Below are 14,090 nucleotides of genomic sequence, written 5' to 3'. Positions count from 1 at the left end.
ACCGGGAATTGCGGGCCCTGTCACTGATCTTGTGATCGGTTGGCGCTGACGCCGGTGCCTGACTTCCCGTCCCACGTTCACGTCGCCGAGTTCCGAGGTGCTTCTGCCTCATCTGTCCGGTGTCGTGGTGAAGTTGGTCGAACGGTCGGCGGGTTGACCAGCCCGCATGCCCGCCACACCCCGCTGATGCGCGGGAAGCCGACCTCGATCGCGCCGGCGTCGGCCGGGCGGACTGGCGACCGACTCGCGGTCGCGGCGGGGGTCCCGGTGGCGAAGGACACCCTGTTACACCTGCTCAGAGCCTTCCTCAAGGAGGCTGTCGGACAGGTCCGGGTGCTGGGCGTCGACGGTTTCGCGCTACGGAAGGGCAACTCGTACGCGACCGTCCTGGTCGACCTGGAGCGGCGACGCTCCGACGACGTCCGACTCGCGGTGTCGATGCGGGAGGAGCTGACGGAGGAACAGCGCACGGCCATCCCTTACACGGTGTGGCAGCAATTCTGGTCTCCGCCACCCTGGATCGCACGGCGGGCGACCGACCCGGAGGCGGCCCGCCGGATCGCGAGGTCGGCGCACGTGGGGCTGCGGCGGGTGCTCGCGGCTCAGCCGCACCTGGCGCCGGACGTGGTGGCCCTGCTGGCCGCGGACGAGGACGAGTGGGTGCGGCGCGGATTGGCCGAGTCGTGCGAGGAAGCGCCGCACGAGCTGCTGGTGGAGCTTTACGCCACCGTCCAGGACCGGTACTGGTCGGGGTACCGCAACCACCGCAACTTCGCACGGCCCGGGTTGGCCCGGTTCGCCGACGACCCCAACCCACGGCTGCGGCACGCCGTGTTGGACGACCCGGAGGCCGGGCCGGAGCTGGTGCTGCGGCTCGCCGACGACCCCGAGGTGGGCGGCTGGGCGGTCCGCGACCCCAGGCTGCCCACCGACGAACTGCTCCGGCGGCTCACCCTGCCGGCACATGCTGCGGCTGCCGCAAGCAATCCGGCACTGCCGGTGGAGGTCATGCACCACCTGCTGGACCTCGCCCGGGCACGCTGACCTCGGGCGAGCAGCTGATGCGTGGCCCGCAGGGCGATCAGCCCGCCGTCCAACGAGAGCTGCCCGACCACTCGGCCAGCACCACCAAGGCCGTCAGGCCGACGCGGCGTCACAGGATCAGCGACAGAGCCCCGCGCCCCACGGCACGTGCCCGCACGAGCAGACCGTCTGCAGATACCGGACTTGAGAATCGGGAGGCCCGTCGAACGACGTCCCGAGGAGATGCCGGGCCGACGAATGGCAGCCCTCCGCCGGGGTCGACGCATGCCCGCCGGCCCCGGCGACAACAACAGTCAGGCCCAATGCCATGGAGACATGCCCGGCGGTCAGCGCACCCGACCGCGGGCCTTCAGGGGGATGTCGGGGAGGGCCGGGGCGTGGAGACGGGCGCCGTCGTAGCCGTGGACCTGGCCGAAGCGGGTGCCGGCTTCCCAGTCGTTGCGGGCCTGGAGGATCTCCTCACCGGATCGGCCGATGAAGTTCCACCACATGACGAGCTTCTCCTCGAAGGGTTCGCCGCCGAGGAGGAGGAGCGTGGCGTCGCTGTCGGCGCGGAGGGGGAGGGTGCGGCGGCCGGTGCCGAGGTAGAGCATGGCGCCGGGGTCGAGGGGGACGGAGTCGACCGTGGTGCGGCCGGACATGGTGAGGACGGCGTACTCGAAGTCCGGGTCCAGGGGCAGCTGGAGGTCGGTGCCCTGGGCGAGGGTGAGGTCGGCGCCGACCAGGGGGGTGTGGATGGTGCCGGGCGAGGTGGCGCCGTCGAGGGTGCCGAGGATGACGGTGGCGTGCAGGCCGGGGGCGGTGACGGTGGGGAGGTCGGTGTGGTGCTCGAAGGCCGGTTCGCGGTGGCGGTGGGCGTCCGGGAGGGCGACCCAGAGCTGGGCGCCGTGCAGGACCGGGGCGTGCGGGCGGGGGGACTCCTCGGAGTGGGAGATGGCGCGGCCGGAGGTCATCAGCCCGAGTTCGCGGGGGCGGACGGTCTGCAGGCTGCCGAGGCTGTCGCGGTGCAGGACCTCGCCCGCGTGCAGCCAGCTGACCGTCTGCAGCCCCATGTGCGGGTGCGGCGGGACCTGCATGCCGGGCTCGTCCGCGATGTCGTCCGGCCCGTAGTGGTCGACGAACGCCCAGGCGCCGACCATCCGGCGGCCCAGGTTGGGCAGCAGGCGGCGGACCACCGTGCTGCCGCCGAGGGCGGCCTCGCGCGGGGCGAGGAGTTCGTGGACGGGGCCGCCCGGGGTTTCGGCGCGGCCGCCGCGGGCGGCGGGGCTGGGGAGGTCGGCGTCAGGCATGGTGGGCTCCGTTCGCGGTACGCGGGGCGGCCGGGACGATCGGGGTGCCGGCGGAGACGGCCCGGGTGACGGGCGTGCGGTCGGCGATGTCGAGCAGGCGGGCGCGCTGGGCCTCGTCGAGGTCGCCGATCAGCTCGATCCGGCGGGTGATGCGGACGGCCCGCTCCGGGCCCTTCTCGTAACCGAGGTGGACCCGCACGGTGGTCAGCGGCCACTGCTTGCGCTGGGCGTACATCCGCAGGGTGATCGCGGTGCAGGAGCCGAGGGCGGAGAGCAGCAGGCCGACCGGGGTGGTGGCGGTGTCGGCCCCGCCTGCCGATTCGGGCTCGTCGGCGGCGAGCCGGTGGCGGCCGGAGCGGATGTCGACGTGGTAGTCGTCGGCGGTGCTGGTCGCGACGGCGGCGGCGGAGCGGACGAAGACGGGCTCGGTGTCCGGGGCTCCCCCGGTGGCCTCGGCGGTCACAGGCCGAACCGCTCGTGCTGGGCGGCCGGGACGAGGTCGTGGTAGTCCGGGTGCTTGGTCAGCCAGCCGCGGATGAAGGGGCAGTACGGCAGTACGGCGAGCTCGCGGGCGCGGGCGTCGTCGAGCACCGCGCGGGCGAGGACGCCCCCGAGGCCCTGACCGCCGAAGCGCGGATCGATCTCGGTGTGGATGAAGGCGATCTCGTCCTCGTGGCGGAAGTACTCGGCGAAGCCGGCGAGTTCGCCGTCGGCGGTGATTTCGTAGCGGGACTTCTCGGGGTTGTCGGCGACGGCGGTCGTCGTCATGGCGTACTCCTCGGGGTCGGGCCCTGGCATCGGAGTTAATTTATCATTCAACTACTAGTGGATCAAGGCCACCGCGCGGGAACAGTCACCGACCCGGGCGGCGGGCGGGGCGACGGGCGCCGACCGTACGGCGGACCCGGGCGTCGACGGACGGCCGTGCGCGTACGTCACTCCTGCGCGGACGGGATCGCACCGACGCCGGGCCGGTCGCCCGCGGTGCCACGGACAGCACCGACCGCCGCAGACCGGGCGCGAGCAGCGCGGTGACGGCCAGCGAGGCGGCGGCGGTCCCCGCCATCGCGGTGGTGACCGAGGTCAGTTCGGCCAACCCGCCCGCCACCGCCGCACCGACGCCCTGCATCGCCAGCATGCCGGAACCGTGCAGGCCGAGCGCCTGCCCGCTCAGCTCGGACGGCGTCAGCGCGACCAGCCGCTCCTGGAGCAGCAGGCCCGCCCCGTACCCGACGGTGGCCACCGCGACCAGCGCCACCGCGACCGGCAGACCCGGGTCCAGCGCGAACCCCAGGTACGGCGCGGCCAGCAGGACACAGAACGGGACGGCCAGCCGCTCGCGGCGGTGCGCGGGCAGGACCCGGCCGACGAGGACGTCCCCGGCCAGCATGCCCAGCGCCCCGACGGCGAACAGCAGGCCCGCCGCATCCGGGCGGTACGGCACGTAGAGCGCCTCTGCACCCACGACCAGTCCGTTCGGCACCCACAGCGCGAGGTACACGCGCCGGCGCGGAGCGGAGGACCAGAGCCGCGCGTTGACCCGCCGGGTCGCGGCGACGGACGGCCGCCCGGCGGCCCGGGGCGGGCGCCGACGCAGTCCGGCGCGCGCCGCACCGGCGGACAGCAGGTGCAGTGCGGCGGCCGTGAGCAGCGCTCCGGACGGCGTGAGGGCGGCCACCAGCGCACCGCCGATCGCGAAGCCGCCGATCTGGACCGGACCGGACGCCAGACCCAGCGCGGAGCGGCCCAGCAAGTAGCCGTCCCGGCTCAGCAGTTCGTGCAGCAGCCCGTAGCGCACCCCGCCGCCCGCCGCGCCCGCCACCCCGAGGCCGAGCAGCACCGGGACCAGCGCCCCGGCCGGCAGGCCGGGCACCGCCTGGAGGGCCGTGCCGAGGGCGAGCAGCACGCCGAGGCCGGTCAGCGCGGCGCGCGGCGGAAGCCGGTCGGCGGCGGACAGGACTGTCGCCGCGCCGACGAGTTGGGCGAGCGCCGGGCCGAACATGGCGAGCGCCGCCAGCAACGGCGAGTCCGTCCGCCGGAACACCAGCACGCCGAGCGCGAGTCCGGCGACGGTCTGGGCCGCCGTCTGGGCGGCGGAGAACAGGAACAGCGCGGTGAACTCGCGCTCGCGGAACAACTCCCGGTAGGTGCGCATGCGGCGGAGTCTTTCCGGCCCGGACGGCGGCGCGTTACCTTTTCGCCCACGTGCGAAAGCCGGAAGGCGGCGGCCGAAGGCGGCGGCCGAAGGCGGCGACCGGAAGGTGAGAGTCCACATGGTGAAGGCCGAAGGTGGAACCCGAGAGGTACAGGCCGGTGCGCGAGGGCGGAGCACGGCAGCCCGGGGCACGGGGCCGCGGGCGAGCGACGATCGGGGGGCAGCCGGCGTGGGGTGGTGGCGGGTGGACGCGGACACGCTCGCGGGGAGCCGGTTCGTGCTGTCGCCGCTGGCCGAGACGGTCGCCGCGCTGAAGACCCTCCACCGGGGCGCGGGCGCCCACCCCGGCGAGCGGCGGTGGCTGGCGGCCGCGCTCCCCCGGTACCGGGAGCGGCTGGCCACCGACCCGGTCGCCGCCGCGCTGGTCCGGACGGCGCTGGGTCCGCACTGGAACGCGACCTTCCTCACCCCGGTACCGGGAGCGGCGTCGACGCCGGACGCGGCGGGGTCGTTCGCCCGGGAGCTGGCGGAGGTCCGGGCGACGGCCCCGGCCGTCGTCCGGGCCGATCTGGCCGAGGCCCTGGGCGGTACCGACGAATCGGCGCTTCCGGCGCTCCTGCTGCGGCACGGGGACCTCGCCGGGCACGCGGCCGGGCTGCTGTCCTGGGTGTGGACGGAGACCGTCGAACCGGACTGGCCGCGCCGGCGGCGGATCATCGAGGCGGACATCCTGGCCCGCACCGCCGCCCTCGGCGCGGGCGGCTGGGCGGCGGCGCTGGGCGACCTGCGGCCGGGGATGCGCTGGCTCGGCGGCGACGGCCTGCGGACCGGGACCGCACCCGCCGCCGAATCGCGTGAACTCACTGCCGCCGAGCTGCTGTTCGTCCCGGTGACACCGGGTCAGAGCTGGCTCTGCTGGGACATGCCGCCGCTCGACGGGCGGCGCACGCGGCCCGGCCGCCGGTACGCGGTGGTCTACCCGTGCTCGGGCGTCCTGGCGGACGAGGGCCGACGTCCGGCGCCGAAGGCACTCACCGCGCTGCTGGGAGCGGGTCGGGCCGAACTGCTCGCCCTCCTGGACGCCCCGAAGACCACCAGCCAGCTGGTCGCCCTGACCGGCCTCCCGCTCGGCTCGGTCGGCCGCCATCTGCGGATCCTGCGCGAGGCCGGGCTCGCCCTGCGCCGGCGGGCGGGCCGCTCGGTGCTCTACCACCGGACGGCGGTGGGCCAGGTCCTGGTGGACGCGGCGGGGTCCGGGGCTCAGGACCCCGGGGCCGGGGTTCCCGGGTCGGCAGGTTCCTGATCGCCGTCCGGCCACTCCTCCGCCTCGACCTGCACCGGAGGGCCCGGGCGCGGGGGCGGAGGCGGGGTGAGGAAACCGACCACCGCGCCCGCCACCGTGGCCGTCAGGGCGCAGAGGAAGGCCAGGCCGGAAGCCTGCGACCAGGCCGACAAACGGTGCCCCGCCCACAACAGGTAGGGCAGCAGCGCCACCGCCACGACGGCCGCCCCGCCCGCCGCCAGGGGGAGCAACCGGCTGCTCGCCCGGTCCGGGCCGTGCCGCAGGGCCCAGAGAATCGGGAGCAGTCCCACCGTCAGCACGCCCGCCACCAGGACCCCGGGCACCCTCCACACGAGTTCTCCGCCGCAGAGCCAGGCCGCGAGCCACACCCAGAACAGGCAGAGGCCCTGGCGGAGCAGCAGGAACCACACTTCCCGGCGGCGCCCGGCCGGGGCGGTGGTGCGCAGCAGCCAGACCGCCGCGACCGCCAGCACCCCCGCGAACCCTGCGGCCACCGCCACGGGCAGCCCCAGGAACCAGTGCCGGGGCTGCTCCGGGGCGACCCAGTTCGCGCGGAGGGGATAGCTCTGGAGCGTCCACACGCCGTCGGGAGTGCCGCGCACCAGACCGCGGCCCGGGTAGTTCACGATCACCGCCCAGCCCTCGGGCGCGGTGACGACGAGCATCTCGGCAGGGTGGTTGACCGGCTGGGCGGCCGGGCGGCGCAGAGTGGTGGACGGTGATTCACCGGGCGTCCCGGCCGGTGCCTCCGCCGGTGCCTCGACCGGCGTCTCGGCCGGTCGCTCGGACCGTGTGACAGCCGGGAACGACGGTGGTGTCCGGCGCCGGCGCTCCCCGGGATCGAAGGCGGTGTACCACGTCTGCCCACCGTCCTCGCTGGTCTCGATCGGGGAGGCGTCGTCGCGGACCCGGAAGCAGAGCGGGCGCTCGGACACCGTGCACCGCTTCTCCCCGTGCTGACCCCCGGCCTCCTCGGCACCGAGGTCGGAGCCCCACGAAGCGGGGCTCCAGCTCGCACCACCGTCCTTCGCCGTCCACCAGCCCTCGTCGGTACTGAGCATCGCCCGGGAGCCCTTGACCCACAACGACTCGGGCCGGTCCATCGTCGACGTGGCCACCATCGCGAACACGGCCAGCGGCACCCCGAGGACGGCCGCCACCGGACGCCACGACCCCCGTCGGGCGGTCCGCGAACGCTTCCACAGCCACCACGAGACCCCCAGTGCCGGCAGTGCGACCAGGTCGCTCCGGTCGCCCTGGATCCGGCTCGGCACCCCGCTCCAGGACCAGACCGCCGACGCGACCTCGCCGCCCCACGGTCCGGACTTGGCGAAGCCGAACATCGCGCCCGTCACCGCCAGCCCGGCGATCGCGGGACGGTCCCCGCGCAGCCGCAGCACCGGGGTCAGCAGCAGGGCCAGGACCACCGGTGACACCAGCATCCACGCCAGGTCACTGACCTTCCCGGTCACCGCGCCCGGCCACAGCCGTTTGCCCAGGTGGTCGTTGACCAGCAGCACCACCAGCGCGGCCAGCGTCCCCGGATGCCCCGCCCAGCGGACCACGGCCCGCACGGCTCCCCGCTCCCCCGCCCCTCGCATGTCCCGCAGTCTCCCCGGCCCGACACCCCCGCACGCCGGGGACGGGTAACGGTTCGCGCTCGATGACGCCGCCGAGGGCGGAGGACTGCGGGACCTGCGAGGGACGGAGGCGGCGCTCAGAGCACGGCGAGCCGGTCCACCAGCAGCTCCACCCTGGAGCCGGTGTGCTCCGGCGGCAGCCGTCCCGCGCGGGTCAGCGTGGCCAGCCCGTGCAGGGCGGCCCAGAACGTCTCGGTGAACAACGCCGGGTCGACCCCGTCCCCGGCGACCTCGCCGAGGCTCTCCAGCAGGGCGGCGAAGGCGTCCTTCAGCGGCTCGGGGGTGTCCTCCCGGGCGAACGCGAGGCCGCCGTCGAGTCGGAACATGGCGTCGTAGACGGCCGGGTTGCTCTCCGCGTACCCGAGGTAGGCGTGGGCCAGGGCCGCGACCCGGGCGCGGGGCCCGTCCGCGGCGGCGGTGGCGGCCCGCAGTGCCGCGGCCATGTCGGTGGCGCCCTCCAGGGCGACGGCGCCGATGATCTCACGCTTGCCGCGGAAATGGCTGTAGAGGACGGGCTGGCTGTACTCGATGCGCTCGGCGAGCCGTCGGGTGGTGACCGCGTCCCAGCCCTGTTGCTCGGCGAGTTCGCGGGCCGTGGCCACGATGAGGCGCTCGCGGTCCGCCCGTTCGCGCTGCTTGCGTTCCTGTAGCGACATAGCCGAATTCTAGCACTGCTAGACAACCGAGCGGCAGAAGGTCTAGCGTTGCCTCACCACCTAGCAGCGCTAGATCCCAGGAGGGGTCATCATGCTCAACGCACTTGAGGTCTTCACCACCGTGGTCGTCGGCGTGATGGTGGGCGTGGAGTTCTGCGTCGCCTTCGTCGTCAACCCGATCCTCGGCGCACTGCCCGAGGACGCCGGCCAGCTCGGCCGCGCCCACGGGGGTCGGATGCTCGGCGCCCTGATGCCGGTCTGGTACATCGGCTCGGTCGCGCTGAGCGCGGCCTGGGCGATCGCCGGGCGGCACCACCCCGGCGCCGGTCTGGTCGTCGTCGCCGCCGGCCTGCTGGTCCTGAGCGTGCTGATGTCGATCCTGCTGCTCGTCCCGATCAACAACCGCAGCAAGACGTGGACGCCCGAGAACCGGCCCGCGGACTGGAAGGAGCAGCAGAACCGCTGGGACCGCTGGCACTACCTCCGCGTCGCCGTCATCGTCGCCGCCTTCGCCCTGCTGGCCAGTGCCCTCGCCTGAACCCGCGGGCGGCAGGCAGCGACCGACCGACCCTCCTACGCCTCCTCGGCCGCGCGGCGGGCCGCCTTCACCCGGGCGGCCAGCTGGTCGGCGGGGAGGCGGCGGAGGGTCGTGCCGTGTCGGGCGGCCAGCTCGTCGGCGAGTTCCGGGGAGGACTCGACCATGTCCAGCACCAGCATCGAATGACCGTCCTCCACCTCCTCGCCGAGGACGATCAGGCCGGCGCCGCCCTCGTGGTCGCGCCAGGTCTCGGCGGCGTTGCCGAGCGCGGTCCCGGCCACGAAGCCCAGCAGGACGCCGATCGGGCCGCCGAGCAGCCCGGCGATGCCGCCGGCCACCCCGGCGCCGACCGTCGTCACACCCGCGCCGCGGACCTGGCTGGCCGGGAAGTCCAGGGTGCCGTCCGCCGCACGCTCGACGATCGCGGACTGCCGAAGTCCGGGCAGGTGCTCGGCCTCGTCGAAGGCGGCGCGGCAGTCGGCGCCGTCGGTGAAGTCGAGCAGCAGGACGTGGTGGTTCTCGCTCATGGTCGCGACGGCTCCTCGCTCGGGGGTGGGGCTGGCACCGGAGCGGCCGGAGGCCCCTGCCGGAGGAGCCCGCCGGGACGCCCCGGGACGAGTCCAGCATCGTCCGGGGCGGGGCGGCCCGCCACCGTCCGTGGGCCTACCGGGCCGCCGGGGGGCGGGCCGGACTCTGCGGCGGGACCGACCGGAAGCGGGCCGTCGGCGACAGGGTCAGTCGGCGGCGTAGGTGCGGCGCACGGTCCCCTTGGTGTCCGCCAGCAGGTAGCCGCTGTTGTGGTACTCGTCGGACAGGTAGACGCGGATGGCCGCAAAGCCGTCGGACGACATGTCGATCAGCAGGTAACGGTTGGTCGGGTTCGGCACGTTGAGGGTCTCGTTGGCCTTCTTCAGCAGGGCCGGGACGACGTCCCAGTCGTACTGCGCGAGGTCGACCGTCTTGTTCGTACCCATCGACCCGCCGACCCGTTTGGCGACATTGCCGTCGCGGTAGTCGTACCAGTCGTAGCCCCGACCGTCGGCCGTGGGGACCTGGGCGGCCGCGTACGTCTGGTACACGGCGAGCTGCTTGACCTTGGTGCTGCCGCTCTGGGCGGTGATCGCGGCGACGACGGTGCGCACGCCGTCCGGGGTGAGCAGGTCCTTGGCCGGGGCGGTGGTCTTCGGCGCGCTGGGCGAGGGCTTCGCCGTGGGGGCGGCGGAGGCGGTCGTGTCCGGGTCGGCGGGCGCGGCGGTTCCGGGCGAGGCCGGGGGGCCGGCCGGGTCGGCGGGCGAGTTCGTCACCTTGGGGGCGGAGCCCGTGCCGGTGGTGCCACTGCCGCCCGAACCGGTCCGGTCCGGCAGCAGGGTCCAGCCGAGCACGCCCACCAGGGCCACGCCGGCGACGGCGAGGGTGACGGTGGCGCCGGTGCGGCCGCGGCGCGCGGGCGGCGGGAGCGTGCTGGGGCCGGTGGCGCCCAGGTACTGGGTCCCGGTAGCGGTGCCGCCGAAGTGCCCTCCGTCGGTGGCGGGTTCGTCCTCGTAGCCGGTGTGCGGAGCCCCGTGGCCGGGCGGCGGGGTGCCGAAGGCGGGGTTCGGGGTGCCGAAGGCGGGGTTCGGCGTGCCGAAGGCGGGGTTCGGCGTGCCGAAGGCGGGGTTCGGCGTGGCGTAACCGGCGTGCGGAGCGCCGTAGCCGGGCTGCGGGGCACCGAAGGCAGGGTTCGGCGTGCCGGAAGCAGGGTTCGGCGTGCCGGGAACGGGGTTCGGCGTACCGAAGCCGGCAGTGGGCTCCGGACCGGTCGGCGGGCGCGGGGTGTCCAGGAAGGTCGGCTGCCAGGACGGCGGCGGCACCGCCGGGCCGGGGCCGGCGCTCGCCTCGGCGGCGGCGAGCGCCTGGTCGAGCTGTACTGCGTCCGGCCGCGCCGCGGGGTTGCGGGCCAGCACGGCGGCCAGCACCGGTCCCAGCGGACCCGAGCGGGTCGGCGGCGGCAGCGGCTCGTCCAGGACGGCCGCGAGGGTGGCCAGCATGGTGCCGCGACGCAGCGGGTGGTGGCCCTCGACGGCGACGTACAGCAGCATGCCGAGCGACCACAGGTCGGAGGACGGGTTGCCCTCCTCGCCGCGTATCCGCTCCGGGGCGATGTACTCGGGCGAGCCGATCAGCGCACCGGTGGCGGTGAGCGCGGTGTTGGCGTCCTGCATCGCGGCGATGCCGAAGTCCGTGAGGACGGGCGTGCCGTCGGCGCGCAGCAGAACGTTGCCGGGCTTGACGTCGCGGTGCTGGATGCCGGCCGCGTGGGCGGCGCGCAGCGCGGAGAGCACCCCTCGGCCGATCCGGGCGGCCTCCGGGACGGTGAGCGGGCCGCGGGCGATCCGGTCGGCGAGGCTGCCACCGCTCACCAGCTCCATGACCAGCCACGGGTGGGGGTGGTCGGGGGTGTCGACGATGTGGTGGATCACCGCGACGTTCGGGTGCTGGAGGCGGGCGAGCGAGCGGGCCTCGCGCAGGACCCGCTCGCGCAGCTCGTGGGCGGCCTCGGGGTTGGCCGCGGCCATCGCCGGGTCCGGTGGGCGGACCTCCTTGAGTGCGACCTCGCGGTGCAGCATGGTGTCACGGGCTCGCCAGACCAGGCCCATGCCGCCGCCACCGAGGCGTTCCAGCAGTTCGAAGCGGTTGTCGATGAGCCGTGTCTCCGGCCCCCCAGTGTTCATGGCCGCCATCGTAGGGGCCCGCGCGCGGAGCGGGCCGACCGGCCGGCGCGGCCCAACGGTGCGTGGACGCCCGGTCCTTGTCCGGTCCGGCCCCGCGCCGGAACCGCGCAGGTACGAACGGCGGGACCGGTGGACGGGGCGGGGTTCCGGAGGGCACGGGCCGGAGGGTGATTGCACCCTCCCGAGCGAGCTGCGGCCTCCTTCCGGGTGGCCGTGGGCCTGCGCGGTCGGCCACCGCCGGATCGGCTCGTTGTGCCCGGTATGCCTGCACACCTCGGAAGGGTCAGCTGGACCGCGCTCTCCCTTCTGATCCTCGTCCTCCCGGCGATGGCCGCCGGGACCGACCTGCCTCCGCCGCCGGAGCGGCACGCCGGACCGCCCCCGCAGAACGCTCCGCGCGGCTGGGTGGTCACGGTGAACGCCGCCAATGTGCGGCGCGAGCCCTCGGTCGACGGGGCGGTGCTGGGCCTCGCGCACTGCGGGGAACGGGTGGAGATCGTCGATACCCGGATCTCCCCGCTCGGGACGCGCTGGAGCCGGGTCGTGGTGGCGCGCACCGGGCAGACGGGGTGGGTGCTCTGGTCGCTGCTGGGCCACCCGGCCCCGCCGGGGCACCCCGCCGCGGTGTGCCGGACTCCCCCGCCGGGCGGGGAAGAGTGAGCGGCGGGAACGGTGAGCGGTCGGAGGTGAGCGGTGGGAACGGGCGAACGGAGCGCACGGAGCGTGCCGGGCGGCGAGTCCGTGGATCCGGGGACGGCGTCCGGCGGCGGGCGTTCCGCACCGGACCCGGGCGGGTAGGGGCCGCCGGGAACACCCGGCGCGGCCGGCCGGGCGCCGTGGACGGACGGAGGCGACCCGGGTGGACGTGGGCGGGAGCGGCCCGCGGGGACCGGCCGGACGGCGGCCGGAGGGCGCCCCCTGACGCCCGGTCCGGCCCTTCCGTCCAGGCCCCGCTGTTCCCCCTCGCCCAAGGAGACCTCCAGGTGCACCGTTCGTCCCTCCCCCTGCCGCCGACCGGGGCACCCGGCGCGGGCCCGTCCGCAGCCGGTGCGACCGTCCCCGAGGTGCGTTCCCCCGACGTACCCGTCCGCGCGGTGCCCGTCGCCGGGGCCCTGGTGACCGACCCGCTCGGCCGGGTCCTGCTGCTGCGCCGCCCGGACGGCCGCTGGGAGCTGCCGTCCGCCGCCGTGCAGCCGGGCGAGGACCCGGCGCGGGGAGCCGTCCGCGCGCTGGCCGAGAGCTGTGGGGTGGCCGGGGTGGCCGAGCGACCGATCGGGGTGTTCGAGGACGTCACGGAACCGGCGCTGCGGCACGTGTTCGAGCTGTCGGCGCGGACACCCGGAGCGCTGGACCGGCTCACGCTCCCCCGACACAGCACGCACGCCTGGTTCTTCACGGACAACCTTCCCGGCGTCACCCCGGAGACGGTGCGGTTCCTGCGCGCCCACGGCCCCGCGCGACCGCATCTGTCGCGCCCCCAGTGGCTGGCCACCACCCCGCGCTCGTGGCTGTGCACGGCCGCCGTGGTGACGGCCCCCGACGGGCGGCTGCTGATGGTCAAGCCCCGGGTCCGGGAGCCGGACCGGCGGCCCCGGGGCTGGGCCTGGAACTTCCCCGGCGGCGTGCTCGACACCCATGAGGACTCGCCGACCGGGGCGGCCCGCGAGCTGCGGGAGGAGACCGGGCTCGACCGGGTGGCCGGGCCGCTGCTGGCGGTGTTCTGGCGGCACCCCGAGCCGGGGGCGGACCACCCGATCGTCCAGTTCTTCCACGACTTCGGCACGGCCGACCCCGAGGCCGTCCGGCTCGGCTGCCCCGACGGGGAGGTCACCGACTGGGCGTGGTTCCACCCCGACGGCGGGGAACTGGACGCCGCGGCCGGCGCCGACCGCGCGGACCGGGCCCGGCAGGCCCTGGCCGCCCGCGCCTCCGGCCGCACCTTCGCCGGCACCGGGCCCGCCGCCTGAGGTTCGTCGTCCCGCCCCGAACACCGTCCCCGGGCCCGGGCGAGGCCCGTCGCCCGGCAACACGTATCGTCGACCGGTCGGGAGAGGCACCCTCAGCCCCGCCCCGCCCGGCGTCGACGACCAGGGAGGACACCCGTGACCCAGCGGACCGAACGCGCGGACGCCCAGCGCAACCGGGAAGCCGTCCTGGCCGCCGCCGACGCCCTCTTCGCCGCCAGCAGCACCCCTCACACGGTGTCGATGGACGAGATCGCGGCGGCGGCGGGCGTGGGCAAGGGCACCCTCTTCCGGCGCTTCGGCGACCGCTCCGGACTGATCGGCGCCGTGATCGCCGCCCGCCTCGAACCCCTCCGGCTGGCCGCCCGGGAGGCCCAGGACGCCGGTTCCTCACCGCGGCAGCGGGTGCGGGACCTCCTCGACCGGTCGCTGCTCTTCAAGATCGAGAACCGGCACCTGATGTCGGCGGCGGAGGACGCCGGGATCAGCAGCCCCTACCGGGCCGAGCACTACACCTGGTGGCACACCGTCCTGCGCTCCGCACTGGACGAGGTACCCGGCGTCCAGCACCCGGACTTCACGGCCCACGCCCTGCTGGCCACGATCCGCGCGGACCTCGTCGCCCACCTGGTCGACGATCGGGGGACGACCCCCGAGGCCCTGCGCGCCGCGCTCGCGGCCCATCTCGACACCCTCTTCGGCGACACCGCGAGCCCGTCCGGCCCCGGCGCTCCCGACGCGGCGTAACCAGCGGCGCCCGGTCGCGTCCCGTCGGCCCGCCCCGGATCGA

The 14,090-nt window shown here is 75.3% G+C and carries 14 protein-coding genes; 6 read left to right on the top strand and 8 right to left on the bottom strand.

The genetic code is table 11. The features are described 5' to 3' along the window. Positions 1-153: 153 nt before the first annotated feature. Positions 154-1,044: a hypothetical protein gene (locus ACIQ9P_RS07515; RefSeq protein ID WP_402351209.1), complete on the top strand. Its 891-nt coding sequence runs from the start codon at positions 154-156 to the stop codon at positions 1,042-1,044. A gap of 326 nt (positions 1,045-1,370) precedes the next feature. Here ACIQ9P_RS07515 and ACIQ9P_RS07510 read toward each other — a convergent pair whose 3' ends face one another. The 4 genes from ACIQ9P_RS07510 to ACIQ9P_RS07495 are packed head-to-tail and all read right to left on the bottom strand — an operon-like array spanning position 1,371 to position 4,488. Further along, positions 1,371-2,333 carry a pirin family protein gene (locus ACIQ9P_RS07510; RefSeq protein WP_402351206.1) on the bottom strand — a complete coding sequence of 321 codons (963 nt, stop codon included), beginning with the start codon at positions 2,331-2,333 and terminating at the stop codon, positions 1,371-1,373. Continuing rightward, positions 2,326-2,796 carry an OsmC family protein gene (locus ACIQ9P_RS07505; protein ID WP_402351203.1) on the bottom strand — a complete coding sequence of 157 codons (471 nt, stop codon included), beginning with the start codon at positions 2,794-2,796 and terminating at the stop codon, positions 2,326-2,328. The genes ACIQ9P_RS07510 and ACIQ9P_RS07505 overlap by 8 nt, the downstream gene beginning before the upstream one ends. Beyond that, positions 2,793-3,131, bottom strand: coding sequence for a GNAT family N-acetyltransferase (locus ACIQ9P_RS07500; protein ID WP_402351200.1), 339 nt, complete (start codon positions 3,129-3,131; stop codon positions 2,793-2,795). Before ACIQ9P_RS07500 ends, ACIQ9P_RS07505 begins: the two co-directional genes overlap by 4 nt. Before the next feature lie 55 nt (positions 3,132-3,186). Then, a complete protein-coding gene (locus ACIQ9P_RS07495; RefSeq protein ID WP_402351197.1) occupies positions 3,187-4,488 on the bottom strand; it encodes an MFS transporter in 1,302 nt (433 codons plus the stop codon). Between the two features lie 229 nt (positions 4,489-4,717). On the opposite strand from ACIQ9P_RS07495, the gene ACIQ9P_RS07490 reads away from it, so the two are divergent. Then, on the top strand, positions 4,718-5,791 hold the full coding sequence (locus ACIQ9P_RS07490; protein WP_402351195.1) for a winged helix-turn-helix domain-containing protein: 1,074 nt from the start codon (positions 4,718-4,720) through the stop codon (positions 5,789-5,791). On the opposite strand, the gene ACIQ9P_RS07485 is transcribed toward ACIQ9P_RS07490, so the two are convergent. Both ACIQ9P_RS07485 and ACIQ9P_RS07480 read right to left on the bottom strand, forming a co-directional pair. Then, positions 5,749-7,392 (bottom strand): hypothetical protein, encoded by a 1,644-nt coding sequence (locus ACIQ9P_RS07485; protein WP_402351192.1) that lies wholly within the window; start codon positions 7,390-7,392, stop codon positions 5,749-5,751. The two genes, ACIQ9P_RS07490 and ACIQ9P_RS07485, sit on opposite strands and share 43 nt — an antisense overlap. 116 nt (positions 7,393-7,508) lie before the next feature. Next, positions 7,509-8,087 (bottom strand): TetR/AcrR family transcriptional regulator, encoded by a 579-nt coding sequence (locus tag ACIQ9P_RS07480; RefSeq protein WP_402351189.1) that lies wholly within the window; start codon positions 8,085-8,087, stop codon positions 7,509-7,511. Positions 8,088-8,178: 91 nt separating this feature from the next. On the opposite strand from ACIQ9P_RS07480, the gene ACIQ9P_RS07475 reads away from it, so the two are divergent. Further along, positions 8,179-8,625: an anthrone oxygenase family protein gene (locus ACIQ9P_RS07475; protein WP_402351186.1), complete on the top strand. Its 447-nt coding sequence runs from the start codon at positions 8,179-8,181 to the stop codon at positions 8,623-8,625. A gap of 35 nt (positions 8,626-8,660) precedes the next feature. On the opposite strand, the gene ACIQ9P_RS07470 is transcribed toward ACIQ9P_RS07475, so the two are convergent. Then, on the bottom strand, positions 8,661-9,152 hold the full coding sequence (locus tag ACIQ9P_RS07470) for a histidine kinase (protein ID WP_402351183.1): 492 nt from the start codon (positions 9,150-9,152) through the stop codon (positions 8,661-8,663). A gap of 207 nt (positions 9,153-9,359) precedes the next feature. Then, positions 9,360-11,336, bottom strand: coding sequence for a protein kinase (locus tag ACIQ9P_RS07465; protein WP_402351180.1), 1,977 nt, complete (start codon positions 11,334-11,336; stop codon positions 9,360-9,362). 261 nt (positions 11,337-11,597) lie between these two features. On the opposite strand from ACIQ9P_RS07465, the gene ACIQ9P_RS07460 reads away from it, so the two are divergent. From ACIQ9P_RS07460 to ACIQ9P_RS07450, 3 genes are all read left to right on the top strand, one after another. Then, positions 11,598-11,996: an SH3 domain-containing protein gene (locus ACIQ9P_RS07460; RefSeq protein ID WP_402351177.1), complete on the top strand. Its 399-nt coding sequence runs from the start codon at positions 11,598-11,600 to the stop codon at positions 11,994-11,996. A gap of 323 nt (positions 11,997-12,319) precedes the next feature. Then, complete coding sequence (locus tag ACIQ9P_RS07455) at positions 12,320-13,303, top strand: NUDIX hydrolase (protein WP_402351174.1); 984 nt, start codon at positions 12,320-12,322, stop codon at positions 13,301-13,303. A 135-nt stretch (positions 13,304-13,438) separates the two neighbouring features. Further along, a complete protein-coding gene (locus ACIQ9P_RS07450; RefSeq protein ID WP_402351171.1) occupies positions 13,439-14,047 on the top strand; it encodes a TetR/AcrR family transcriptional regulator in 609 nt (202 codons plus the stop codon). The last annotated feature ends 43 nt before the right edge of the window (positions 14,048-14,090 follow it).

Origin of the sequence: Kitasatospora sp. NPDC094019, assembly GCF_044764505.1 — a bacterium.
Classification (GTDB): domain Bacteria; phylum Actinomycetota; class Actinomycetes; order Streptomycetales; family Streptomycetaceae; genus Kitasatospora.
This window is presented reverse-complemented; position numbering and strand designations above follow the sequence as displayed.

Coding starts and splice junctions, on each gene's coding strand:
- ACIQ9P_RS07495 (WP_402351197.1), bottom strand. CDS start 4,488: ATGCGCACCTACCGGGAGTTGTTCCGCGAGCGCGAGTTCACCGCGCTG.
- ACIQ9P_RS07475 (WP_402351186.1), top strand. CDS start 8,179: ATGCTCAACGCACTTGAGGTCTTCACCACCGTGGTCGTCGGCGTGATG.
- ACIQ9P_RS07470 (WP_402351183.1), bottom strand. CDS start 9,152: ATGAGCGAGAACCACCACGTCCTGCTGCTCGACTTCACCGACGGCGCC.
- ACIQ9P_RS07465 (WP_402351180.1), bottom strand. CDS start 11,336: ATGAACACTGGGGGGCCGGAGACACGGCTCATCGACAACCGCTTCGAA.
- ACIQ9P_RS07485 (WP_402351192.1), bottom strand. CDS start 7,392: ATGCGAGGGGCGGGGGAGCGGGGAGCCGTGCGGGCCGTGGTCCGCTGG.
- ACIQ9P_RS07460 (WP_402351177.1), top strand. CDS start 11,598: ATGCCTGCACACCTCGGAAGGGTCAGCTGGACCGCGCTCTCCCTTCTG.
- ACIQ9P_RS07510 (WP_402351206.1), bottom strand. CDS start 2,333: ATGCCTGACGCCGACCTCCCCAGCCCCGCCGCCCGCGGCGGCCGCGCC.
- ACIQ9P_RS07480 (WP_402351189.1), bottom strand. CDS start 8,087: ATGTCGCTACAGGAACGCAAGCAGCGCGAACGGGCGGACCGCGAGCGC.
- ACIQ9P_RS07500 (WP_402351200.1), bottom strand. CDS start 3,131: ATGCCAGGGCCCGACCCCGAGGAGTACGCCATGACGACGACCGCCGTC.